Source organism: Herbaspirillum sp. 1173 (assembly GCF_031455335.1).
GTDB lineage: Bacteria > Pseudomonadota > Gammaproteobacteria > Burkholderiales > Burkholderiaceae_D > Herbaspirillum > Herbaspirillum huttiense.
The window spans coordinates 61,442-83,667 of sequence record NZ_JAVDSP010000006.1 but is presented as its reverse complement, the minus strand read 5'-3'; the positions used below and the strand labels follow the sequence as shown (position 1 = coordinate 83,667).

The following is a 22,226-nucleotide window of genomic DNA, read 5'->3' as shown; positions in this document are numbered from 1 at the left end:
CATACAGGAAACTCAGGCGATCTTTTTTTTGGGTCACTTGATTAAGCGCTTAACCTGACGCCGCACCTGCCTCGTGGTGCCCTGCCCTGCAATCCATTTCTGCTAGGAAAACGTGATGGCCAGCATCAGCTTGCGTGCAGCACAAAAAGCCTACGGCGACGCACCGCCGGTAATCCGCAATGTCGATCTCGACATTGGCGAACATGAATTCTGTGTTTTCCTGGGTCCCTCCGGCTGCGGCAAATCCACGCTCCTGCGCAGTATCGCGGGGCTGGAAGATCTCACCAGCGGCGATCTCTTCATCGGCGGCAAGCGCGTCAATGACGTGCCGTCGGCGCAGCGTTCGGTAGCGATGGTGTTCCAGAGCTATGCGCTGTTCCCGCACATGACGGTGTATGAAAACATGAGCTTCGGCCTGACCCTGGCCAAGCTGCCCAAGGCCGAGATCGAACAGAAGGTGCGCGAAGCGGCGCGCATCCTGCAGCTGGAAGAACTGCTGCAGCGCAAGCCCAAGGAACTCTCCGGCGGCCAGCGCCAGCGCGTGGCCATCGGCCGCGCGATCGTGCGCCGTCCTGGCGTGTTCCTGTTCGACGAACCGCTCTCCAACCTCGACGCCACCCTGCGCAGCCAGACCCGCATCGAGATCGCCCGTCTGCATCGCCAGTTCGAACAGGCCAGTGTGGTCTACGTCACGCACGACCAGGTCGAGGCCATGACCCTGGCCGACCGCATCGTGCTGCTGCATGCCGGCGCAGATACCCAGCGCTTCGGCAGCATCGCCCAGGTCGGTGCCCCGATGGAGCTGTATCACCATCCGCGCAATCGTTTCGTGGCCGGTTTCATCGGTTCGCCGCGCATGAACTTCCTGCCCGCGCAGGTGGTGAATGCGCAGGAGAACGGCATCCTGATCCGCCTGCAGCACAGCGAGGAAACCCTGCTGGTGGCGGCCAAGGGGCCGGTGCAGCCGGGCCAGCAGGTCACCTTGGGCGTACGCCCCGAACACATGGAAATCGGCAGCCAGGGCCAGTACGGCATCACCCGCGAAGTGATGCTGGTGGAGCGCCTGGGCGAGCAGACCTATGTGCACCTGGACGAGCCGGCCGGCCAGCCGCTGGTGGCCAAGGCCCCGGGCGATGCCCACATCGCGCGCGGCGAGCGCCTGCGCGTGTCGGTCGCGCCCAGCTGCGCCTACCTGTTCGATGCGGACGGCGTGGCACTGGCGCGCACACAAGTTCATCCGGGCCTGGCTGCCGCCGCCTGATCAGGCAGTGCGCACGCGCCCTCTTCTCTTGACGCTTCACTACCGCTAAGGAACCACGATCATGTCGTTACGATTGGGAGTCTGTTACTACCCCGAACATTGGCCCGAGGCCATGTGGGAAAGCGATGCCCGGCGCATGAAGGCGCTCGGCATCAAGCAGGTGCGCATCGGCGAATTCGCCTGGAGCCGCATCGAGCCCTCGCCCGGCGACCTGCGCTGGGACTGGCTGGACCGCGCCATCGAGGTGCTGGCCAGCCACGGCCTGGAAGTGGTGATGTGCACCCCGACCGCGACCCCGCCCAAGTGGCTCATCGACCGTCACGACGACGTGCTGGCGGTCGACGCCAACGGCCGCGAACGCGCCTTCGGTTCGCGCCGCCATTATGATTTTTCCTCGGACTCGTATTACGAAGAATCGCAGCGCATCGTGCGCCTGCTGGGCGAACGCTACGGCCAGCATCCGGCGGTGACCGCCTGGCAGCTGGACAACGAATACGGCTGCCACCAGACCGTGGTCAGCTATTCGCCCTCGGCCCAGCGCCGCTTCCGCCAGTGGCTGCGCCAGCGCTATGGCAGCATCGATGCGCTCAATACCGCCTGGGGCACCGTGTTCTGGAGCATGGAATACCGCAGCTTCGACGAGATCGATGCGCCCGTCGGCACCGTCACCGAGGCCCATCCCTCGCATCGCCTGGACTATCGCCGCTTTGCCTCGGACGAAGTGGTGCGCTACAACCGCATGCAGGTCGAGATCCTGCGCCCGCTCTCGCCGGGCCGGCTGATGGTGCACAACTTCATGCAGATGTTCCTGGAGTTCGATCACTATCCGGTGGCCGCCGACCTCGATGTGGCGACCTGGGACAGCTATCCGCTGGGCGCGCTGGAAGTGATGTGGTACGACGCCGACACCAAGGCCCGCTGGCTGCGCACCGGCCATCCCGATTTCGCCAGCTTCAACCACGACCTGTATCGCGGCATGTCGGCCCAGCCGTTCTGGGTGATGGAACAGCAGCCCGGCCCGGTGAACTGGGCCCACTGGAATCCCGCCCCGCTGCCGGGCATGGTGCGCCTGTGGAGCTGGGAAGCCTTCTCTCATGGTGCCGGCTGCGTCTCCTACTTCCGCTGGCGCCAGTGCCCGTTCGCGCAGGAGCAACTGCACGCCGGGCTGAACCGTCCTGACAATCGTCTCGACGTGGGCGGCACCGAAGCCGAACGCGTGGCCCAGGAAATCATCGCGGTGGAAAACGCCAACGGTGCCTTGGCCCAGCCGCGCGGCAAAGTGGCGCTGCTGTTCGACTACGATGCCAAGTGGCTCTTCGAGATCCATTTCCAGGGCATCGATTTCGAATATGCGCATTTCGCCTTCGACTATTACTCGACCCTGCGTTCGCTCGGTCTGGATGTGGACATCGTCCCGCTCAACGCCGATCTGCAAGGCTACGCCATGATCGTGGTGCCGCCGCTGCCCATCGTGCCGGACGACCTGCCGGGCCGCATCGCAGACAGTGGCGCGCAGGTGGTGTTCGGTCCGCGCAGCGGCTCCAAGACCAAATCGCTGCAGATTCCGTCGACCCTGCCACCGGGCCCGCTGCAGCAGCTGCTGCCGATGCGCGTATGGCGCGTGGAATCGATGCGCCCCAACGTCAGCGAAACAGTACGGTTCGGTACGGAAGAAGGCCAGGCCCGCTACTGGCGCGACCTGATCGAAGCCGATGGCGACGGCCTGCAGACCATTGCCACCTTCGCTGACGGCCATCCCGCCATCGTGCAGAAGGAGCGTGCGCACTACCTGGCTGGCATCTTCGATGCCGGGCTGACCACGCGCTACTTCGAGCAGGTGGCGCGCGCCGCCGGCTTGGCACCGCAACGTCTGCCGGAAGGCCTGCGCCTGCAGCAGCGCGGCGGCCTGCAGTTCGCCTTCAACTACAGCGACGCACCGATCACGCTGCCGCATGCCGACGGCGCGCAGTTCCTGGTCGGACAGGCGGCGCTGGAACCGCAGGGCGTGGCGATTTACCGTCCGCACCCGCAAGGATAAGCAACACGCCGGCCGCACTCTGGAAGACAGCACGGCGGCTGCGGCAGCCGTGCACGAGCAGGCGACAGAACCTGCAGGATCCTGGAAAAATCTGGAAGATCCACGACACAGCCGTATCAACTTTTTAGAACTTCAAGACTTTTTAAACTTTATAAACTTTATAAACTGTTTAGCGGTTTGAATGGCTTCAACTGTCTGAACCAAACATTCGGAGACAACAATGAAGAAAATGATGCGCATGACCGTGATCGCCGGCTGCCTGGCCGCCTCCGCCGCCTGGAGCGCCGCCGCCCTGGCCGGCACGCTGGCCGTCAACATCGCCTACAAGGGCGCCGTGCAGCGCACCGTGTGGCAATCCACGGTCGATGAATTCAAGAAGGCCAACCCGGACGTCGACGTCAAGGTCTCCTTCATCGAGGAAGAAGCCTACAAGGTGCAACTGCCGGGCTGGCTCTCGACCCAGGCCCCGGACATCATCAACTGGCACAACGGCGAACGCATGGCCTTCTATGCCAGCCGCGGCCTGCTGGAAGACCTGAGCGAAGACTGGAAGAAGAACGGCTGGGACAGCACCTACGCCTCCACCAAGGAAGCCTCGTCCTGGCAGGGCAAGCAATACTCGGCACCGACCGTGTATTACTCGTGGGGCATGTTCTATCGCAAGGACCTGTTCAAGAAGGTCGGCATCGCTGCCGAACCCAAGAGCTGGGATGAATTCCTGGAGGCCTGCAAGAAGTTGAAGGCTGCCGGCATCGCCCCCATCGCCGTCGGTGGCCGTGACGCCTGGACCCTGGCCGGCTGGTTCGATTACCTCGACCTGCGCATCAACGGCAACGCCTTCCACCAGCAGTTGATGGCCGGCGACATCGCCTACACCGACCCGCGCGTCAAGAAGGTCTACACCGCCTGGAAGAGCCTGATCGACAACAAGTATTTCATCGACAATGCGCTGTCCTATGACCTGGATGGCGCCCAGCCCTTCCTGTTCCAGGGCAAGGCCGCCATGATGCTGATGGGCACCTTCATCGCCAAGGGCTTCCCGGCCAAGCTGGCACCGGAGATGGGTTACTTCCAGTTCCCCATCATCGATGCCAATGTGCCGACCGCCGAGGAAGGTCCGACCGAATCCATCCACATCCCGGCCAAGGCCCGCAACAAGACCGATGCACGCCGCTTCATCGCCTTCGTCGGCACGCCGGCCATCAGCGCCAAGCTGGCCGATGGCCTGGGTTCGCTGCCGGCCAACAGCAAGTCGCCGGCCCCGGCCGATCCGATCTCGCGCATCGGCTTCGAGATCCTCTCCAACGCCAAGGGCGGCATCTCGCAGTTCTATGATCGCGACATGACCAAGGAAATGGCCGATGAAGGCATGAAGGGCATGCAGAAGTTCGTCAGCGATCCGACCAAAATCGATGACGTGCTCAACGAACTGGAACAAAGCCGCAAGCGTATCTACAAGAAGTCCTGATCGTCGTTGTTGATGCCTGGCTGGTCCAGGCAGTCCATCCGGGCCATTCCGCCTGCCCCGTGCAGCAGCGGAATGGCCCGCAGAAAAAGAAGGAGACTCCGCCATGCTAGCGCCCACATCCGCCGCGCAGCCGCCTGCGACCCAACCTGCTGCCACGCCGGTCTCCGGCCCGCAGCGCAGTGCCGCCCGCCGCAATCGCGCCGCCTTCTGGTTCCTGGCGCCGGCCTGCGTGATGACGCTGGTCTACGTGCTGTACCCGATTCTCTATACGATCTATCTCAGCTTCTTCAGCTGGGATGGCATGACCGCTCCCAAGTATGTGGGCCTGGCCAACTACATCGAACTGTTCCATGCGCCGACCTTCTACACGGCCTTGAAGAACAACGTGCTGTGGCTGCTCATGTTCCTGCTGGCCCCGCCCATGGGCCTGGCCATCGCGCTCTACCTGAACCAGAAGGTAGCCGGGATGCGCGTGGTGAAGTCGCTGTTCTTCGCGCCCTTCGTGCTCTCGGGCGTGGTGGTCGGACTGATCTACAGCTGGTTCTATGACCCCAGCTTCGGCCTGCTCTCGCTGATTCTGGGCCAGGGCGTGCCGGTGCTGGGCGATGCGCGCTATGCCACCTTCGGCATCATCTTCGCCGCCCTGTGGCCGCAGACCGCGTATTGCATGATCCTGTTCCTCACCGGCCTGACCGCCCTGAACCATGACCAGGTGGAAGCCGCCCGCATGGAAGGGGCCAAGGGCTGGAGCATGCTGCGCTACGTGATCCTGCCGCAGTTGCGTTCAACCACCTTCATGGCCTTCGTGGTCAGCATCATCGGCGCGCTGCGCAGCTTCGACCTGATCTCGGTGATGACCAGCGGCGGCCCTTACGAAAGCTCCACCGTGCTGGCGTATTACGCCTATGACCAGGCCATCAAGTATTACCGCCAGGGATATTCGGCGGCCGTGGCGGTGACGCTGTTTGCCATCATGCTGGTCTACATCATCTATCAACTGCGCCGCATGCTGCGCGACGAACGCTGATCATCCGTCGCCGCACGTCCATCGCCCAACGTTCAAGAGAAAAGAGAGATCGCCATGTTCCCCATGCCGATAGAAAAATGGAAGCCGATCAACCGCGCGCTCTACCGGGCTTCGCTGCCGGTGGCGCTGCTGATCTGGCTGCTGCCGATGCTGACCGCGCTGGTCACCTCGATCCGCTCCAACGATGAACTGATGGCCGGCAACTACTGGGGCTGGCCGCAGGACTTCGCCATGCTGGAGAATTACCGCGAGGCGCTGACCGCCTCGCCCATGCTGCATTACTTCTGGAACAGCTGCCTCATCACCATTCCCTCTGTGATCGGCGCGATTTCGCTGGCGGCCATGGCCGGCTTTGCGCTGTCCACTTACCAGTTTCGTGGCAACACGGTGCTGTTCGCCACCTTCGTGGCCTGCAACTTCGTGCCGCAGCAGATCCTGATGATTCCGGTGCGTGACCTGTCGCTGTCGCTGGGCCTGTTCAACACCATCACCGGGATGATGCTGTTCCATATCGCCATGCAGACCGGATTCTGCACCTTGTTCCTGCGCAATTTCATCAAGCAGCTGCCCTTCGAGATGATCGAGGCGGCGCGCATCGAAGGGGCCAGCGAATGGACCGTGTTCTATCGCATCGTGCTGCCGCTGATTCGCCCGGCGCTGGCCGCGCTGGCCGTGCTGGTATTCACCTTCGTGTGGAATGATTACTTCTGGGCGCTGGTGCTGACCCAGGGCGATGACGTGGCGCCCATCACCGTGGGCGTGGCGGCGCTGCGCGGACAATGGACCACGGCCTGGAACCTGGTCTCGGCCGGTTCCATCCTGGCAGCGCTGCCTTCGGTGATCCTGTTCTTCGTGATGCAGAAGCAGTTCGTGGCCGGGCTGACCTTCGGGGCCAGCAAGGGCTGAAGGATCGCGGCCGGCGCTTACTGCAGGGTCGCGACGCCCGCCTCGGGCGTTTGCGCTGGTACCGGGGGCGGCACATCGGTGTGGATCATGAGTACCGTGCAAAGGCGTGCAGTCGTGCCATTCTTGGCCAGCTGCGCGCCTTTGCCGTTGTAGATCTTGCCGTTGCCCATGAAGACGCCATCGATCTTGAAGGTCCACGAATTGGCCGGGTTCTCCAGCCGGTAACCCATCCCGGCCAGGCTCAGGGACTCGCCGGAGATGGTGCCCGACATGACTTCCTCGGCGATCTTGTTGCGCCGTCGGATGACCACACGGTTGCCGTCCACCTGGGCGTTGAAGCTGGCCTGGAAGGGCTGCGAATCCTTGTTGAAGCGGTTGGCATCGCAGGACATGACGGCGCGCCAGCGACCGTCCGGCGGACTTGGGTCGATGCTGACCGTGCCCGCGTTGCTGCCATTGGGAGGTGCCACCCCGGCCACGCCAGAGGAGGACATCATGCCCAGCTTGCCGCCCAGGATCACCGTGACCGTCTCGGGATAATCAAAGCCGGCACCGCTGTTGCGGTCGATGGCATAGCCGATCAGCCCGCCTGCGAAGACGTTGCCCCAGACATTGTTGTTGGCCCGGGAGACGGCTTTGACTTGTCCGGTCACGCCATCCTTGGCGCATTCCACAAAGAGGTCGGCGGTGCTCTTCCTGACAGTGACACTGCCCGGCGTCTTCACGAACCATTGACCCGCGTCATTGGTGAGGGTGCACGTGGCGCCCGAGATGATCTGGTTGCCCTGCGTGGCCTGAACCGAAACGGGTTGCGTCTGCGTGCCGGTGATGGAGGCACAACCGCTCAGCAGCAAGGCTGCCATGCATACCAGCATTCTCAACATGAAATCCCCGATGTTCCTTGCGCGCCCGCGCGTGTTGTCGTTATCGTTGCCGCATCCCTCGATGGCGGGCCTCAGGCCTGCCATCCAGCGAGAATATAGCCGAGCTGCGCGTCGCGTGACTGACGAATCACTGACAGGAAAAAGAAAATATTTCAGCTGAAATACGCGCGTGGTTTTTTGACATACGGCCGTGATGGCAGCGGCGCACGATGTCTCCATCGACACCGCAACCCAAGGAGAACATCATGCATACCACCACCCTGCGCCTGGCCGTATTCATCGGCATGTTGAGCATGACTGTCGAGGCCCACGCCGGACGCGGCGGGGCGATGCTGTTCAAGGACCTGACGCGGCTGTTCAGCCACCTGTTCCACCAGTACACCGGTGGCTGAACTGCGCGATCCTCAGGGCTGGGCCGCCTGCTGCCGGGACGCGTCCAGCCCTACGCCCATGGCCTGATACAGCGTGGCCGTATCGTTCATGCGGCTGGCAGTTGCGCGAATTTCGCCCAGCTTCGCATTGAGATACTGGCGTTCGCCGGCCCGCGCTGCACTGGCCGGATAAGCGCCCAGTTGCGCGCGCCGCTGCGCATTGCGCCAGCCCTGCTCGGTGGCCGCGCGTGCCGCCGCCGAGGCCTGCAAGGCGTCGGCATCCTGCGTCAAGGCCACCAGACTATCGGCCACGTTCTGGAAAGCATTCAACACGGTCTGGCGATAATGCGCCTCGGCTGCGAGGTAGGCTTCCTTGCTGGCATCGCGCTTGGCGCGCAGGGCACCGCCATGGAACAGCGGCTGCGTCAGCGATGCGCCCAGACCCCACACGGCTCCCGCACCGCTGGTGGCCTTGGCCCAGGAGAAACCGGACTGGCCGAACGATGCGCTGATGGACAGGCTGGGGAACATCTCCGCTGTCGCCAGCGCCTGCTGTGCGGCCGCCACCTTCAATGCGGCATCGGCCGCGAGAATGTCGGGGCGCTGTTTCAGCAATTCCGAAGGCACCGTCATCGGCACCTGTTCGGGCAGCTTCAGGCGCGTGATGTCGAGATCGGCCGGTGCGGCATCCGGCGTGCGGCCCATCAGTACCGCCAGCGCGTGACGTGCGCCCTGCCATTGCGCTTTCAGGGCGGGCAGGCTGGCGCGCAGCGATTGCGCATTGGCGCGCGCGGACAGGACATCGTCATTGGAGACGGCACCGAGCGCAAGACGCCGCTGCAATTCGTCCACGTCGGCATCGGCCAGCGCCACCAGGCGCTCGGTGTCGGCCACCTGCGCGCGCAGGGAGGCGGCATTGATGGCCGTGATGACCACGTTGGCCGCTACCGCGCGGCGTGCCGCATCGAACTGGTAGGACTGGGCATCGACCTGGGCGGCCAGCGCCGAGTTGGCGAAGCGCTCCACGCCGAACAGGTCGAAGGTATAGCTGGCGCGGATCTGGCCGGCGAAGACGTTGTACAGGTTGGTGGTCGGGCCAAGATTGGGCAGACCCAGGGCGCGCTGGCGCTGGGCCTGGCCGACTGCGTCGATGGTCGGCCACAGCGATTCATCGATCTGCGCACGCAATTGCAGGCGCGCACTGGCCAGGTTGCGGTCCGCTTCGGCCAGCGAATGATTGCTGCGCAGCGCCTCCTCGACCCAGGCGGACAAATCCGCCGAACCAAAGGCGCGCCACCATTGCGGCACGCTGCGCTGGCCCAGTACGAAGGTCTGGCGCGCCTCCTGCGGACCCAGCGTGGCCGGGGTGGCCTCGGCGGCGTAGTGGACCGGTTGCGGCACGGCCGGTGCTTCGCCGGTCGGGCCCAGCGCGCAACCCGACAGCAGCAGTGCCGCGGCCAGCGCCAGAGGGCGCACCTGCGGGGCAAACATCAAACGAACGGCGCTCATCAGTGGCTCCCTTGCGCGGCGTGGTCGCGGTGATGGGTTTCATCCGGCTTGACCCGGTAGCACAGCGCATACAGCGCCGGCAGGTAGAACAGGGTCAGGATGGTGGCGATGGTGATACCGCCCATCAGGGCAGTGGCCATCGGACCGAAGAAGTTGCTGCGCAACAGCGGAATCAGCGCCAGCACGGCCGCCGCCGCCGTCAGCGTGATCGGACGGAAGCGGCGCACGGTGGCACCGACGATGGCATCGAAGCGGCCACGTCCTGCGGCAATGTCCTGCTCGATCTGGTCCACCAGGATCACCGAGTTGCGCATGATGATGCCCAGCATGGCGATGGTACCCAGCATGGCGACGAAGCCGAAGGGCTGGCCGAACAGCAGCAGTGCGCCCACCACGCCGATCAATCCGAGCGGTGCGGTCATGACCACCATCAGGGTGCGGCCGAAACTCTGCAACTGCACCATCAGCAACAGCAGCACGGCAATGATCATCAGCGGCATCTGCGCCGAGATCGAGGATTGCGCCTTGGCGTTCTCTTCCACGGGTCCGCCGACGTCGATGCGATAGCCCACCGGCAGCTCGCCACGCAGCGCATCAAGCTTGCGGTTGACGTCATTGGTGACGTCGATGCCCTGCACGCCGGCGCGCACGTCAGCCAATACGGTAATCGTCGGTTGGCGATCACGCTCCCAGATCACGCCGTATTCCAGCGTATTGTGGAACTGGCCGAGCGCGGCCAGCGGCACCGGGCCGTTGGCGGTCGGCATGGACAAGGTAGCCAGGCGCGACGGATCAACCCGCTCGCTGCGCGGGGCCCGCAGGTCGACGCCAATGAGTTTGTCGCGTTCGCGGTATTGCGTCACCGTGAAGCCCGACAATTGCATCGCCAGGAAATTGGCAATCTGCTGGCTGCTCAACCCCAGTTCGCCGGCACGCTTCTGGTCGATCTCGAAGGACACCGAACGCTGGGCCGGTTCATCCCAGTCGAACTGGATATTGGTGGCGCGGCTCTCCTTGCGCAATTCAGCCGCCACCTGTTCGGCGATGGCACGCACCTTGGGAATCTGTTCGCCACTGATGCGGAACTGCACCGGGAAGCCCACCGGCGGGCCGTTCTCCAGTCGGGTCATGCGCGTGCGTGCGCCGCTGAACTGCTTGCGCAGCGGCTCTTCCAGCGCGCGGGCCAAGGCCTCGCGATCTTCCACCGACTTGGCGGTAACCACGAATTGCGCGAAGTTGGGGCTGGCCAGTTGCTGATCCAGCGGCAGGTAAAAGCGCGGCGCACCGACCCCGACGAAACTGACCACGTGGTCGATCTGCGGGCGATCCTTGAGCAGCGCTTCCATGCGCACTGCCTCGCGCTGGGTGGCTTCAAAGGAGGCGCGCTCCGGCAGGTGCAGGTCGATCAGCAATTCAGGGCGGTCGGAGCTTGGGAAGAATTGCTGCGGCACCAGCGCAAAGGCCGCCAGGGAAGCGATGAAGAGCACCGTGGTGGCGATCACCACGCGGCCGCGGAAGGCCACGCACCAGGCCACCGAACGGCGCAGCCAGGTGTAGATGCGGGTCTGGTAGATGGGGTGATCGTGGTCTTCCTCATCATGGCCGGCATGCGGATTGGCGGCGATCTGTTCATCGGTGAGCGCGCCCGGCTTTTCCTTGAGCATGTGATAGCCCAGCAGCGGAATGAGCACCACCGCCGCCAGCCAGGACAACAGCAGCGCAATGGCCGAGACCTCGAAGATGGATCGCGTGTATTCGCCGGTCCCCGACTTGGCCAGCGCAATCGGCAGGAAGCCGGCCACCGTCACCAGAGTGCCGGTCAGCATCGGGAAGGCCGTGCTGGTGTAGGCGAAGGCCGCGGCGCGGCGGCGGTTCCAGCCCTGTTCCAGTTTCACCGCCATCATCTCGACGGCGATGATGGCGTCATCCACCAGCAAACCCAGCGCCAGCACCAGCGTGCCCAAGGAAACCTTGTGCAGGCCGATGTCGAACAGGTACATGAACAGCGACGTCACCGCCAGCACGATGGGAATCGAGATCACCACCACCATGCCGGTGCGGATGCCCAGCGATACCAGGCTCACCACCAGCACGATGGCGACCGCTTCGGCCACGGCTTCCAAAAAGTCATCTACCGATTTTTCCACCGCATGCGGCATGCTCGACACTGCCGTCAGCGTGAGCCCGGCAGGCAGGCGCTTGCGCAATTGTTCAGTTCGCTCGTCCAGCGCCTTGCCCAGGCGGATCACGTCGCCGCCCGGCTGCATGGTCACGCCGATGCCCAGCACCGGCTGGCCGTTGGCGCGCATCTCCTGTTCCTGCGGTTCGTCGTAGCCACGCGTGATGGTGGCGATGTCGCCCAGGCGGAAGTTGCGGTTGTTGACGTGGATGATCTTGTCTTCCAGCGCGCGCAGGTTGTCGAACTGGCCGGTGGGACGCACGTAGACGCGGTCACTGCCGGTGGTGATGAGGCCACCCGGCACCACCGCATTCTGCCCGCCGATGGCGTCGGCCAGTTGCTGCGGGCTGATGCCCAGGCGCGTCATGCGGGTGTTGCCGATGTCGATGTAGATGCGTTCCTGGCGCTCGCCGAAGTAATCGATCTTGGCCACGCCCGGCACATGCAGCAGTTCGCCGCGCAGCTGGTCGGCATAGTCGCGCAGCTGCGCAGGCGTGAAGCCATCGCCGGCCAGGGCGTAGATGTTGGTGTAGACGTCCCCGAACTCGTCATTGAAGTAAGGGCCCCTGACGCCCTGTGGCAAGGTCGCCGCAACGTCGCCGACTTTCTTGCGCACCTGGTACCAGGTCTGCGGCACCTGCGAGGCCGGGGCCGTGTCCTTGATGGTGAAGAAGAGCTGCGACTGCCCTGCGCGCGAATAGCTGCGCAGGAAATCCACATCGGGCGTCTCCTGCAGCTTGCGGGCGATGCGGTCGGTAATCTGCTCCTGCACCTGGCGCGCGGTGGCACCGGGCCAGTCGGTCTGGATCACCATCACCTTGAAGGTGAAGGGCGGGTCTTCCGATTGGGACAGGCGCGAGTAGGAACCGATGCCCAGCAGCGTCACCAGCGCCAGGATGAAGGTCACCAGCGCCTGGTGCTGCAGGGTCCAGGCGGAAAGATTGAAACGGCCAGGCGCGCTCATAGGGCGAAGTCCTCGGCGTGCAGCGGGGCGACCGGCTTGACCTTCTCACCCGCGGTAAGGGTATGCACGCCCTGCACCACCACCTTGTCCTGTGTGGCCACGCCTTGCGAGAGCGAGATGCTGCGCTCGCCGTAGGCCGCGACGGTGACCGGACGCAGTTCCAGCTTGCCATCATTGGTCACGATCCACACCGCAGGCTTGGCACCTTGATGGAACAGGGCAGTCGCCGGGAGCAGCAGCACCTGGCCCTGCGCCGTGTCGGCCGGTGTGATCTTCACTTCACCGGTCATGCCGAGGCGCACGCTGGCGTCCGGCTGTTCCAGCGTGACCTTGATGCGGAAGGTGCGGCTTTGCGGATCGGCCGCCGGGCTGACCTCGCGCACGCGGCCCTTGTAGCTCTTGCCGGGCAGGGCCGCCAGCGTGACCTCGGCGGCGGCACCGGGCTGCAGGCCGGCCAACTGGCGGTCCGCCACGTCGGTGACCACGTCCACTGCGCCCGACCAGGCGAGCGAATAAACCGGCTGGCCAGCACTCAAGACGTCACCGGTATTGGCCTGCTCGGCGCTGATGACCCCATCATGCTGGGCTACCAGGGTGGTGTAGTCGCGCTGGTTGCCGGCCACCGAGGCACGGGCCTGCGCGGCCTTGAATTGCGACAGCGCGGCGGCATGCGCATCCTGGCTCTGCTCCAGTTGCTGGGCGCTGATGAGCTGTTCGGCGGCTTGTGCGGTGTCACGCTGCAACTGTTTCTCCGCTGCATCCAGATGCTGGCGGGCGGAGGCCAGTTCGGCGCGCGCCGAGGCAGCATTCTGATCGGCGTCCGAGGGATCGAGACGCGCCAGCACCTGGCCCTTGCGCACGGCGTCACCCAGATGCACGCGGCGTTCCACCAACTGGCCCGCCACGCGGAAGGAGAGCGAGGTTACATAGCGCGACTGCACTTCGGCCGGCAGGTGCAGCGGCCGGGTGCTGCCGCGTTCCTGCGCCTGCAGCACCACCACTTCACGCGGGGCGTCGGCGACGGGGGCCGGCTTGCTGCAGGCCGAGAGCAACACCGCGAAGGGAATCGCCAGCAGCGCCATGCGCGTCAGCGGGACGCGGCGAGGGGCCGAAAGAGACGTGGAAAGACGGCCGGAACACGGACGGGAGACTGGCTTCACAGCATTCCTTTCGGGAAAGGGTAGTGTCAGGTGTCGGACCGCGGCGCGTTCCGCATCTTTACAAAAGTTCAGCGATTCTAATGCACATATGAATTCAAATGCAATCCTGTATCCGAATACAACAGTGTTAGAATCCAGCCCCATGACACGCCAACGACTCAGCCGCGAGCAAAGCCGTGAGCAGACCCGGGAACGTCTGCTGGAGGCGGCGCACGCGGTGTTCATGCAGAAGGGATACGCGCAGGCCAGCGTGGAGGATATCAGCACCGCCGCCGGATACTCGCGCGGGGCCTTCTACTCCAACTTCGATGACAAGGAGCAGCTGTTCTTCGAGCTGCTGCGCCGTGAAGGCGAGAGCATCGACCGTGGTTTCGAGCGCATCCTCGGTGGCGAACTGACCGACCCCGATGCCCTGCGCGACGCGCTGGCGGTGCAGTACTCGGCGCTGTACCGCGATGACAAGTGCAGCCTGCTGTGGATGGAAGCGCGCATCATTGCCTTGCGCGACGAAAAATTCCGCGCCCAGCTCGATACCTTCCTGGAGCAGCGCTACGGCCAGATCACCCGCTTCGTCGAAGCCTACTGCCGCCTGACCGGCACCGCCCCGGCCGCGCCGCCGCGCGAGATCGCCATCGGGCTGATGGCCTTGTGCGAGGGCGTGAGTTTTTCCTATCGCTGCGTACCGCACATCGTCGATGGCAAGACCGCCGAATCGGTGCTGGCGTGGTTCCTCAAGGCGTCCATTGCGATTGCCGCACCCGGTGCCGCAGTGCTTGCAAGTCCTGCTGCCTGAGAAATCGCCGCAACAACTGGTATGACCTCCCCTGCTCGTGTTGTTGGCAGGCTGCATCCTGCGGCCTGGAAGCTGCGCGCACTGGCGCTTGCTGCTATATTCCGTTTCGAAAAAAAGGCGGCCTGCTCGCCCTTTCCTGCAGATAGCCACGTGAGGCAGTTCCCGGAACAGAAATGGACGGGCCACGCATCTGGTCTGTGACGTTCCGGAGTCCAAAATTCAAATCCTGAAGCGCGATGTGCAAAGGGGCTGGGTGATCATGGTCTTGATGGCCATCCTGCTCGGCGGCGGTGCCATCTACCAGAGCCACCAGCAGGCGAAAGAAACGGCCATCGGCCATGCGGCCAACATCACGCTGGTGATGCAGCGCGGCCTGCAGCGGCACGCAGAGTTCTTCTGTTCGGTCCTCGATTCCATCGGCGAACGCTATCGCCAGGTGCTGCATTTCCCGGTGTCGGGCAGCGAGCTGGGGTCGTTTCTCTTCACGGGCGGACAAGTCAATCGCTACATCGTCGAAACCGCCGTGCTCGACAAGAACGGCCTCCTGGTCTCCAGTTCACGCAGTTCGCCGGTGCTGCTGACCAATGATTTCAGCGATGCGCCTTTCTTCCAGGCCCAGCAGAACGCCGACAGCCCCGCCGGCAAGCTGTTTCTCTCCAAACCCATCCAGCTGGCCAAGGATTACTTCGTCGTCGTGCTGTCCCGGCGCATCACCGACGTGCAGGGCAACTTCGCTGGCGTGGCCATGATGGTGCTGGACCTGGCCTATTTCCGCTCCATGCTGGAAGGGGTGGATGTGGGCAACAACGGCGTCCTGTCGATCTACTCGCGCGATGCCACGGTGTATGTGCGCATTCCCTATGACCCGGCCATGGTCGGCCGCAATCTGAGTTCGGCACCGATGCTCGACAGTTTCCTGAAGCAGGACTCCGGTCACTTCTTCTGGAAGTCGGTCAATGACGGCGTCGAGCGCCTGTACGCCTTTCACGCGGTGCCGGGCACCAACCTGATGGTCTTCGTCGGCTATGCCAAGAGCAACATCTACAACTACTGGCAGAAGACGCTGGCCATCCTCATCATCGGTTCCATCCTGCTGATCTTCAGCGCCCTCTCCTTCTTCCGCTCGATGCAAAGTGAATTCCTGCGCCGCCATGCGTCGGAAAAGACCCTGACCACACTGGCCACCATCGATGGCCTGACCGGACTGATCAACCGCCGCTCGATGGACGAGCTGATGGCGCGCCACTGGCAGCACCTGCGCGAGGGAACGCTGCGGCAGCTCAGCGTGATCTTCATCGATGTCGATTTCTTCAAGCTCTACAACGATGGTTACGGCCACCAGTCCGGCGACCTGGTTCTGGCCCAGGTAGCCGCCGCCTTGCGGACCAGCCTGGCGCGCCATGAGGACGGCGCGGCGCGCTATGGCGGCGAAGAATTCGTGGTGATCCTGCCGGGCAGCGATGCGGCTGGCGCGAGCAAGGTGGCCGAGCGCATTCGGGCAGCCATCGAGCACCTCGCCCTGCCGCATGCGCACAGCCGTTTCGGCAAGGTCACCATCAGCCTCGGCGTGGCACAGGCCAACTTGCAGCGTCACGCGCAAGCCGAACAACTCCTGGCCGAAGCCGATCAGGCCTTGTATGCCGCCAAGTCAGCGGGCCGCAATCGGGTGGAGATCAGTTCCGCGATCTGAGGTCGGCCTTCATGCAGCGAGCCACTGCGCGATCTGAGGCCAGGCCTCAGCCAGGGTGCGCCCGCCCATGAACAGGCCGATATGCCCGCCCGGCACCACGCGCTGCGTGATGTGCGCAGCAGGGGTGCCCACCAATTGCGCTGCGTTGAGCACCTGCTCGGGTGTGGTGATGTCATCGCGTTCTCCGGCCAGCAGGTAGAGCGGGCAGGTGATATCGCGCAGGTCCAGCATCTTTCCCAGCGCCACGTACTGGCCGCGTGCCAGCAGATTGTCCTTGAAGATCTGGCGGATGGCCTGGAGATACCAGCGTCCCGGCAGGTCGATCGGCGTTTCGTACCAGGCCGCGAAGATCTCGCGCTTGGCCAGATACACCGGGTCGTCGATGTGCTGGAACAGGTCCACATGTTCGCTGAAGTAATGCTCGTCGGGATGCATGTTCTTCCAGCCCTGCAGCATGAAACTGCCGCGCATGAGGCCGCCGCCGGTACGCACCAGATCTTCGTAGAAGCGAATCGGCGTGCGCTCCACCATCTGCTTGAGCGGGCCTTCTCCCGCCCCGGCATCGATGGGCGAGCCGGCCAGTACCAGCCGCTGTACCTTGTGCGGGAAGCGCGCCGCGATCATGGCCGAAATCCAGCCACCCTGGCACAGGCCCACCAGGTTGGCGCGTCCGCCAAGTTCATCGATGACCACGCAGAGATCAGCCAGGTAGTTGTCGATCTCCAGGTCCTTCATGTCCTCGCTGGCGCTGTGCCAGTCAGTCAGGAACACGTGCGGCACGCCATGTTCCATCAGCGTTTCGACCAGGCTCTGACCGCGGTAGTAGTCGGCGATCACCGAGGTGTGTCCCGCATAGGGAGCCACCACCAGCGTCGGGACCGCATGCGCGGCAGCGGGCTTGCCGTATTCGCGCAAGCTCAGCGTACGCAGCGTCAGGCGCACCTGGTTGGCGGTGGCCATCTGCGGGTGATGCAGGGAATGCAGCTTGGTCTCTTCTTCCAGAAAGCGCAGATGCTTGTCCACCACTTCCTGTCCCTGGCGAAACACTTCGGTGGCCAGCATCATGGGCCAGAACAGCGGTACGCAACCGGGCCCGCAGGCCGCAGGCTCTGGTGCGGGATGGCGGGCGTGGCTGGCAGATGAGGTCGTCATGCGGGGCTCCCATGGATGAGTCTTGCCGCATCGTCGGCAATGACCTGTTCTTCATTGGTCGGAATCACCAGCACGCGCACGCGGCTGGCCTGATGGCTGATGCATTCGAGATGCTGGGCGTTGGCGCTTTCGTCGAGCTGCACGCCCAGCCAGTCGAGGCGGGCGCAGATGGCCGCACGCATGCGCGCGTCGTGTTCGCCGATGCCGGCCGTGAAGACCAGCGCATCCATGCCGCCCAGCGTGGTCGCCAGGCGTGCGGCTTCACCGGCACAGCGCAACGCGAACAACTCCAGCGCCTCGCGCGCGGAGGGTTCCGTACTCTGCTGCAGGGTGCGCACATCGGCACTCACCCCGGACACACCCAGCAGGCCAGACTGGTGGTACAGCAAGTCTTCCAGCGCCGCCGGCGTCATCCCTTGCTGCAGCAGATACAGCAGCACGCCCGCATCGAGAGCACCACAGCGCGTGCCCATGGGCACGCCTTCCAGCGTGGAGAATCCGGTACTGGCATCGACACTGCGCCCGTTCTGGATGCCGCACAGGCTGGCACCATTGCCCAGATGCGCCACCACCACGTTGCCATGCGCCTCGGGCAACTGGCGGCGGCGCAATTCACTGGCGATGTAGCGGTAGGAAATGCCATGGAAACCATAGCGCAGCACGCCCTCGTCATGCAGCTTGCGCGGCAGCGCGAAGCGGCGCGCCAGTGCATCCTGCGTCGCATGGAATGCGGTATCGAAGGAGGCCGTTTGCGGCAGGCCCGGACGCAGGCGCGCGATGGCGCGGATCAGACGCAGGTTCTGCGGCTGGTGCAGGGGTGCCAGCGGGGCCAGGGATTCCAGTTCCTGTTCGATGCGCTCATCCAGCAGTACCGAATGGGCCAGATGCAAGCCGCCATGCACCACGCGATGGCCCACTGCACACAGCGCGCCCTGCTCGTGACCCACCTCCAGCTGGTGCAGCACCTGCTCCAGTACCTTGTCCATGGAGGCAGCAGGATCGGCGTCGATGGCCATGGCCGACGCCACGCCTTCGATCTCCAGGCGCAGCCGCAAGGGAGACAGATGCAGGTCGAGCTGTCCGTGGCCGATCTTGCTGGCACGCTCGCCATCGAGCCGGAAGATGCCCAGCTTGATCGAGGACGATCCCGCATTGAAGGTCAGCAGCCAGCGATTCATGCAGCCTCCTTGCCGACCGCCTGCACCTTGCTGCGCGAGGCGAACAGACGGGCCAGTGCCGAGGAGGCCAGACGTACGCGCAAGCTGTCGGCGCGGCTGGTGAGGATGACCGGCACGCGTGCCCCCAGCACCAGCCCGGCGGCCTCGGCCTGTGACAGGTAGATCAATTGCTTGGCCAGCATGTTGCCGGCTTCGAGGTCGGGGACCAGCAGGATGTCGGCACTGCCGGCCACCGGCGAAGTAATCTGCTTGATGCTAGCCGATTGCAGACTGATGGCATTGTCGAAAGCCAGCGGACCGTCGACCAGCGCACCGGTGATCTGATGGCGCGTGGCCATCACGGTCAGGGCTGCGGCATCGAGCGTGGAGGGCATGGCCGGATTGACCGTCTCCACTGCCGCCAGCACCGCCACATGCGGACGCGGCACGCCCATCACGTGCAGCAGGTCGATGGCGTTCTGGCAGATGTCGCGCTTGTGCGCCAGGGTGGGCGCAATGTTGATGGCGGCATCGGTGATGATGAGCGGCTTGGCATAGGTGGGAATGGCCATGGCATACACATGGCTGATGCGGCGCTCGGTACGCAGTCCCGAGCCGGAGGCCACGACCGCCCCCAGCAGTTCATCACTGTGCAGGCTGCCCTTCATGAGCGCGGATACCTGCCCTCGTACCGCCAGCTCGACGGCGCGCGCAGCGGCGGCGTGGCTGTGTTCGGTGGACTCGATCTGCAGACCCGCCAGCGACAGGCCGGCTTCTTCGGCGACGCGCCGTATCCGGGCTTCAGGCCCGACCAGCAGCGGCTCCAGCAGGCCCTCTTCGCGCGCCTCCAGCGCGCCCTGCAAGGCCTCGGCAGAACAGGGATGGACTACGGCAACCCGCATCGCCTGCGCGCCCAGGGCATCGCGGATGAGTTGACCGTAGCGCTCGGCAGGCGTGGCCTGCGTCGGTGGAAACATGGTGTCCTCCTGAGGGAATGGCATGAGGCCGGACGCACTCATGCTGGCTTGCTGTGTCGCAGCATAGCCGCAGGCGGAGGTGAGTTCAATTGCAGGATTGCCCGCAAACCGGACAGAGAAGACAAAGCTTGATCTGCTTCAACTTTGTCCGGGTGCATCCGCCGTCGCGGGCGGGACTGCGGACGGTCAGGCCGGAGTCAGTGCCAGCACGTGCTGGCGCGCGCGTTCGGCGGGCATCGGTTCGGCAAAATAATGCCCCTGCATGGCGTGACAATGCATGGATTGCAGGACCTGCAGGTCTTCCTCGCTCTCAACACCCTCGGCCACCACCTGGAAGCCGAAGGAGGCCGCCAGTTGCAGCACCGCCGACACCAGCGCCTGGTTCTCGGTCTGGTCGGCCAGGCCGGTGACGAAGCTGCGGTCGATCTTCACGCGCGAGACGTGCAGCTGGCGCAGGAAGCCCAGCGAGGAATAGCCCACGCCGAAATCGTCGATGGCGATGCTCACGCCCTGCAGCGCCAGCGCGGTCAGCGTCTGGGTGGCGGCCTGCAGGTCGAGCGCGGTCTCTTCGGTGATCTCGATCTCCAGCATCTGCGCCGGCAGGTTCTGGCGCTTGAGGGTGCCCACCACCAGATCCTCGATGATGATGCGCTCCATTTCGCGCGGCGAGATGTTCATCGACACGCGCAGGTCGCTGCGGCCGTTGTCCCGCATGAACTGGATCATGTGCGCCACCTCGCCCATGATGAAACGCAGCAGCTCTTCCGACAGTCCTGCCAGCGCTGCAATCTCGATCAGATCGGGCGGCGCAATCGGACCATGGCGGCGATGCGTCCAGCGCACCAGCGCTTCGAAGCCATCAAGCGCGCGCCCGTCCTCGCAGACGATGGGCTGGAACCACACCTGCAGTTCGCCATCGGCCAGCGCCTGCGCCAGATCACGTTCGACATCGCGCTTCATCTGCAGATGCGCATCCAGCGCCGCATTGAAGACCTGGTACTGATTGCGGCCACGGCGCTTGGCCTCGTACATGGCGGCATCCGAGCAGACCAGCATCTCGTTGATATCGTCGCCACGCGACAGGTAGATGCCCAGGCTCAGACCGATGTGACGATGGGCCAGGCGCGCGAAGGGCTGGCGCATCGCTGCGATCAGGCGCTGCGCCACGTGCTCCGGCGGCTCCGCGTGGGCGGTGAGCGGATAGAGGATCACGAATTCATCGCCGCCCAGGCGCGCCAGCGTAGCGCCCTCGGGCAAGGCCGCCTGCAGGCGGCGTGCCACTTCGATGAGTACCTGATCGCCCGCTTCGTGCCCGTAGGCATCGTTGATGACCTTGAAGCCATCCAGGTCAAGGAACATCAGGCATTGGCGTTCCCGCTGCTGCACCAGGACCTGCGCGGCCACCTGCATGAAACCGGCACGGTCCAGCAGGCCGGTCAGCAGATCGTGCTCGGCCTGGTATTGCATGCGCGCGGCGAACTGGCGCAGGTCTTCGTGGGCCACGGCCAGGGCCTGGCTGGCGGTAGTGGCTTCGTTCTTCAGGGCGCAGGCGCGCGCGAACATGCGCTCGCCCACGCGGGCACCGCGAATCAGGCCGGCCAGGTAGATCACGGCCGTCGCTGCCAGCGCCAGGCGGGTCGGCGTGCGATTGAAGGCAAACAGGCAGAAGATCACCGACAGCAGCGGCGGCGTGATGAAGCTGATCGGGATGCGAGCGAAGGCGAAACCGTGGGTGACCGCACCGGCCGTGATGCCGCACACGCAGGTCAGATAGAACAGGGTCTCGGGTGTGGTATAGCCTTCGCTCAGCCAGGGCATGCCGGCCCAGGCGAAGCCCGAGATCAGGGCGAGGATCCAGTGCAGGCGCAGGTTCAGTTCCACCACGTCGCTGGCGTCGCGCACCTGACCGCGCGGGGCCATCCACGGCACCAGTTGCGCCACGCGTTGCGGTGAGAGGCGGCACAGCGGGATCCGCACCAGGTTGACCAGCGTGGCGCAGGCCAGCCAGATCAGTGCAACCCAGAATTTGCCGGAATGCCAGGCCACGAAAGTGGAGATGCCGCTCAGCACGAAGGCCACCGGGATCGACAGCATGACGGTATGGCGGGCCGCCGTGAGCTGGTCCGCGCGAATCAGTTGTCGCAATGCAAGCCGGGACGCGTGGTCGCCGGCACCGGTTTCTGTCTTGAGTTCGTTCACATCCCCATCCCGTGGTGCCCAGTTGCGCTGCCCGCCGAGCGGCGAGGCAGAAGCGGCGGCCACCTGCCCAAGGTAGCGCTACCGATGGCGGGTATTATCCAATGAATAAGAAGAATTCCCATCAAAACATGAGCCCCATTGAGATGTATCAACGAGTTGTTGGCGCGGAAGAGACAAGCTCCGGGCTTGCTGAACCCCTTTCATGACCTGGAGAACCCTCATGTCCCAAGACAACGGCAACTGGTTATCGGCCGAACAGGCCGTCATGCCCGATGGCAGCGAACGTCAGAACTTGCCCCTGATCAACAGAAAACTGCCGCATCTCTCGCCGCAACAAGCTGCCGGCAGCACGACGGCGGCAGACGCTGAAGAAGCATCAACGGCACCTGCCGGGCCAGCGGCGGCAGACTGAGTTCTCCCGCAGCAACACCTCCTGCGGAGGGATTTCCGGAGGCATCGTGCCGGAAGGCTAAAATGGAGCCGTATTTACT

At 64.4% G+C, this 22,226-nt stretch carries 17 protein-coding genes; 9 read left to right on the top strand and 8 right to left on the bottom strand.

All coding sequences use genetic code 11. The features are described 5' to 3' along the window. Positions 1-115: 115 nt before the first annotated feature. From J2X56_RS18860 to J2X56_RS18840, 5 genes are all read left to right on the top strand, one after another. On the top strand, positions 116-1,261 hold the full coding sequence (locus J2X56_RS18860) for an ABC transporter ATP-binding protein (protein WP_121042436.1): 1,146 nt from the start codon (positions 116-118) through the stop codon (positions 1,259-1,261). 61 nt (positions 1,262-1,322) lie between these two features. Next, positions 1,323-3,299 (top strand): beta-galactosidase, encoded by a 1,977-nt coding sequence (locus tag J2X56_RS18855; RefSeq protein WP_204726213.1) that lies wholly within the window; start codon positions 1,323-1,325, stop codon positions 3,297-3,299. 220 nt (positions 3,300-3,519) lie between these two features. Then, positions 3,520-4,767 (top strand): extracellular solute-binding protein, encoded by a 1,248-nt coding sequence (locus tag J2X56_RS18850; protein WP_310161680.1) that lies wholly within the window; start codon positions 3,520-3,522, stop codon positions 4,765-4,767. Between the two features lie 103 nt (positions 4,768-4,870). Beyond that, positions 4,871-5,794 carry a carbohydrate ABC transporter permease gene (locus J2X56_RS18845; RefSeq protein WP_034331164.1) on the top strand — a complete coding sequence of 308 codons (924 nt, stop codon included), beginning with the start codon at positions 4,871-4,873 and terminating at the stop codon, positions 5,792-5,794. A gap of 54 nt (positions 5,795-5,848) precedes the next feature. After that, the gene (locus J2X56_RS18840) at positions 5,849-6,700 is read left to right on the top strand and encodes a carbohydrate ABC transporter permease (protein WP_039789561.1); all 852 of its coding nucleotides are present in this window, start codon (positions 5,849-5,851) and stop codon (positions 6,698-6,700) included. Positions 6,701-6,717: 17 nt separating this feature from the next. On the opposite strand, the gene J2X56_RS18835 is transcribed toward J2X56_RS18840, so the two are convergent. Next, positions 6,718-7,584 (bottom strand): hypothetical protein, encoded by an 867-nt coding sequence (locus J2X56_RS18835; protein WP_310161675.1) that lies wholly within the window; start codon positions 7,582-7,584, stop codon positions 6,718-6,720. 245 nt (positions 7,585-7,829) lie between these two features. Here J2X56_RS18835 and J2X56_RS18830 point away from each other — a divergent pair, with 245 nt between their 5' ends. Next, positions 7,830-7,976: a hypothetical protein gene (locus J2X56_RS18830; RefSeq protein ID WP_158601263.1), complete on the top strand. Its 147-nt coding sequence runs from the start codon at positions 7,830-7,832 to the stop codon at positions 7,974-7,976. A 12-nt stretch (positions 7,977-7,988) separates the two neighbouring features. Here the strand turns inward: J2X56_RS18830 and J2X56_RS18825 are convergent, their stop codons facing one another. From J2X56_RS18825 to J2X56_RS18815, 3 genes are read right to left on the bottom strand one after another with little or no spacing between them, the layout of a single operon-like run. After that, positions 7,989-9,464 (bottom strand): efflux transporter outer membrane subunit, encoded by a 1,476-nt coding sequence (locus J2X56_RS18825; protein ID WP_134135735.1) that lies wholly within the window; start codon positions 9,462-9,464, stop codon positions 7,989-7,991. Then, complete coding sequence (locus tag J2X56_RS18820) at positions 9,464-12,607, bottom strand: efflux RND transporter permease subunit (RefSeq protein WP_121042428.1); 3,144 nt, start codon at positions 12,605-12,607, stop codon at positions 9,464-9,466. The genes J2X56_RS18825 and J2X56_RS18820 overlap by 1 nt, the downstream gene beginning before the upstream one ends. Beyond that, entirely contained in the window at positions 12,604-13,689 is a 1,086-nt protein-coding gene (locus J2X56_RS18815) for an efflux RND transporter periplasmic adaptor subunit (protein ID WP_310162086.1), read from the bottom strand. Before J2X56_RS18815 ends, J2X56_RS18820 begins: the two co-directional genes overlap by 4 nt. A gap of 220 nt (positions 13,690-13,909) precedes the next feature. Between J2X56_RS18815 and J2X56_RS18810 the strand changes: the two genes are divergently transcribed. Together J2X56_RS18810 and J2X56_RS18805 are read left to right on the top strand one after the other, a co-directional pair. Next, the gene (locus tag J2X56_RS18810; protein WP_121042426.1) at positions 13,910-14,560 is read left to right on the top strand and encodes a TetR/AcrR family transcriptional regulator; all 651 of its coding nucleotides are present in this window, start codon (positions 13,910-13,912) and stop codon (positions 14,558-14,560) included. 259 nt (positions 14,561-14,819) lie between these two features. Beyond that, entirely contained in the window at positions 14,820-16,250 is a 1,431-nt protein-coding gene (locus J2X56_RS18805; protein ID WP_245202107.1) for a GGDEF domain-containing protein, read from the top strand. Between the two features lie 9 nt (positions 16,251-16,259). Here J2X56_RS18805 and J2X56_RS18800 read toward each other — a convergent pair whose 3' ends face one another. The 4 genes from J2X56_RS18800 to J2X56_RS18785 all read right to left on the bottom strand — a co-directional run bounded on the left by J2X56_RS18800 (position 16,260) and on the right by J2X56_RS18785 (position 21,735). Next, positions 16,260-17,402, bottom strand: a complete 1,143-nt coding sequence (locus J2X56_RS18800) for an alpha/beta fold hydrolase (protein ID WP_121042423.1) — start codon at positions 17,400-17,402, stop codon at positions 16,260-16,262. Continuing rightward, the gene (locus J2X56_RS18795) at positions 17,399-18,580 is read right to left on the bottom strand and encodes an acetate/propionate family kinase (RefSeq protein WP_121042421.1); all 1,182 of its coding nucleotides are present in this window, start codon (positions 18,578-18,580) and stop codon (positions 17,399-17,401) included. The genes J2X56_RS18800 and J2X56_RS18795 overlap by 4 nt, the downstream gene beginning before the upstream one ends. Then, positions 18,577-19,536 carry a bifunctional enoyl-CoA hydratase/phosphate acetyltransferase gene (locus J2X56_RS18790; protein ID WP_121042419.1) on the bottom strand — a complete coding sequence of 320 codons (960 nt, stop codon included), beginning with the start codon at positions 19,534-19,536 and terminating at the stop codon, positions 18,577-18,579. The genes J2X56_RS18795 and J2X56_RS18790 overlap by 4 nt, the downstream gene beginning before the upstream one ends. Before the next feature lie 186 nt (positions 19,537-19,722). Beyond that, positions 19,723-21,735 (bottom strand): EAL domain-containing protein, encoded by a 2,013-nt coding sequence (locus tag J2X56_RS18785; protein ID WP_121043064.1) that lies wholly within the window; start codon positions 21,733-21,735, stop codon positions 19,723-19,725. A gap of 220 nt (positions 21,736-21,955) precedes the next feature. Here J2X56_RS18785 and J2X56_RS18780 point away from each other — a divergent pair, with 220 nt between their 5' ends. After that, the gene (locus J2X56_RS18780; RefSeq protein WP_121042417.1) at positions 21,956-22,147 is read left to right on the top strand and encodes a hypothetical protein; all 192 of its coding nucleotides are present in this window, start codon (positions 21,956-21,958) and stop codon (positions 22,145-22,147) included. The last annotated feature ends 79 nt before the right edge of the window (positions 22,148-22,226 follow it).

What these genes read in the sequence shown, in the direction of transcription:
- J2X56_RS18860 (WP_121042436.1), top strand. Translation starts at nt 116, where the DNA reads ATGGCCAGCATCAGCTTGCGTGCAGCACAAAAAGCCTACGGCGACGCA.
- J2X56_RS18855 (WP_204726213.1), top strand. Translation starts at nt 1,323, where the DNA reads ATGTCGTTACGATTGGGAGTCTGTTACTACCCCGAACATTGGCCCGAG.
- J2X56_RS18850 (WP_310161680.1), top strand. Translation starts at nt 3,520, where the DNA reads ATGAAGAAAATGATGCGCATGACCGTGATCGCCGGCTGCCTGGCCGCC.
- J2X56_RS18845 (WP_034331164.1), top strand. Translation starts at nt 4,871, where the DNA reads ATGCTAGCGCCCACATCCGCCGCGCAGCCGCCTGCGACCCAACCTGCT.
- J2X56_RS18840 (WP_039789561.1), top strand. Translation starts at nt 5,849, where the DNA reads ATGTTCCCCATGCCGATAGAAAAATGGAAGCCGATCAACCGCGCGCTC.
- J2X56_RS18835 (WP_310161675.1), bottom strand. Translation starts at nt 7,584, where the DNA reads ATGTTGAGAATGCTGGTATGCATGGCAGCCTTGCTGCTGAGCGGTTGT.
- J2X56_RS18830 (WP_158601263.1), top strand. Translation starts at nt 7,830, where the DNA reads ATGCATACCACCACCCTGCGCCTGGCCGTATTCATCGGCATGTTGAGC.
- J2X56_RS18825 (WP_134135735.1), bottom strand. Translation starts at nt 9,464, where the DNA reads ATGAGCGCCGTTCGTTTGATGTTTGCCCCGCAGGTGCGCCCTCTGGCG.
- J2X56_RS18820 (WP_121042428.1), bottom strand. Translation starts at nt 12,607, where the DNA reads ATGAGCGCGCCTGGCCGTTTCAATCTTTCCGCCTGGACCCTGCAGCAC.
- J2X56_RS18815 (WP_310162086.1), bottom strand. Translation starts at nt 13,689, where the DNA reads ATGGCGCTGCTGGCGATTCCCTTCGCGGTGTTGCTCTCGGCCTGCAGC.
- J2X56_RS18810 (WP_121042426.1), top strand. Translation starts at nt 13,910, where the DNA reads ATGACACGCCAACGACTCAGCCGCGAGCAAAGCCGTGAGCAGACCCGG.
- J2X56_RS18805 (WP_245202107.1), top strand. Translation starts at nt 14,820, where the DNA reads ATGGTCTTGATGGCCATCCTGCTCGGCGGCGGTGCCATCTACCAGAGC.
- J2X56_RS18800 (WP_121042423.1), bottom strand. Translation starts at nt 17,402, where the DNA reads ATGACGACCTCATCTGCCAGCCACGCCCGCCATCCCGCACCAGAGCCT.
- J2X56_RS18795 (WP_121042421.1), bottom strand. Translation starts at nt 18,580, where the DNA reads ATGAATCGCTGGCTGCTGACCTTCAATGCGGGATCGTCCTCGATCAAG.
- J2X56_RS18790 (WP_121042419.1), bottom strand. Translation starts at nt 19,536, where the DNA reads ATGTTTCCACCGACGCAGGCCACGCCTGCCGAGCGCTACGGTCAACTC.
- J2X56_RS18780 (WP_121042417.1), top strand. Translation starts at nt 21,956, where the DNA reads ATGTCCCAAGACAACGGCAACTGGTTATCGGCCGAACAGGCCGTCATG.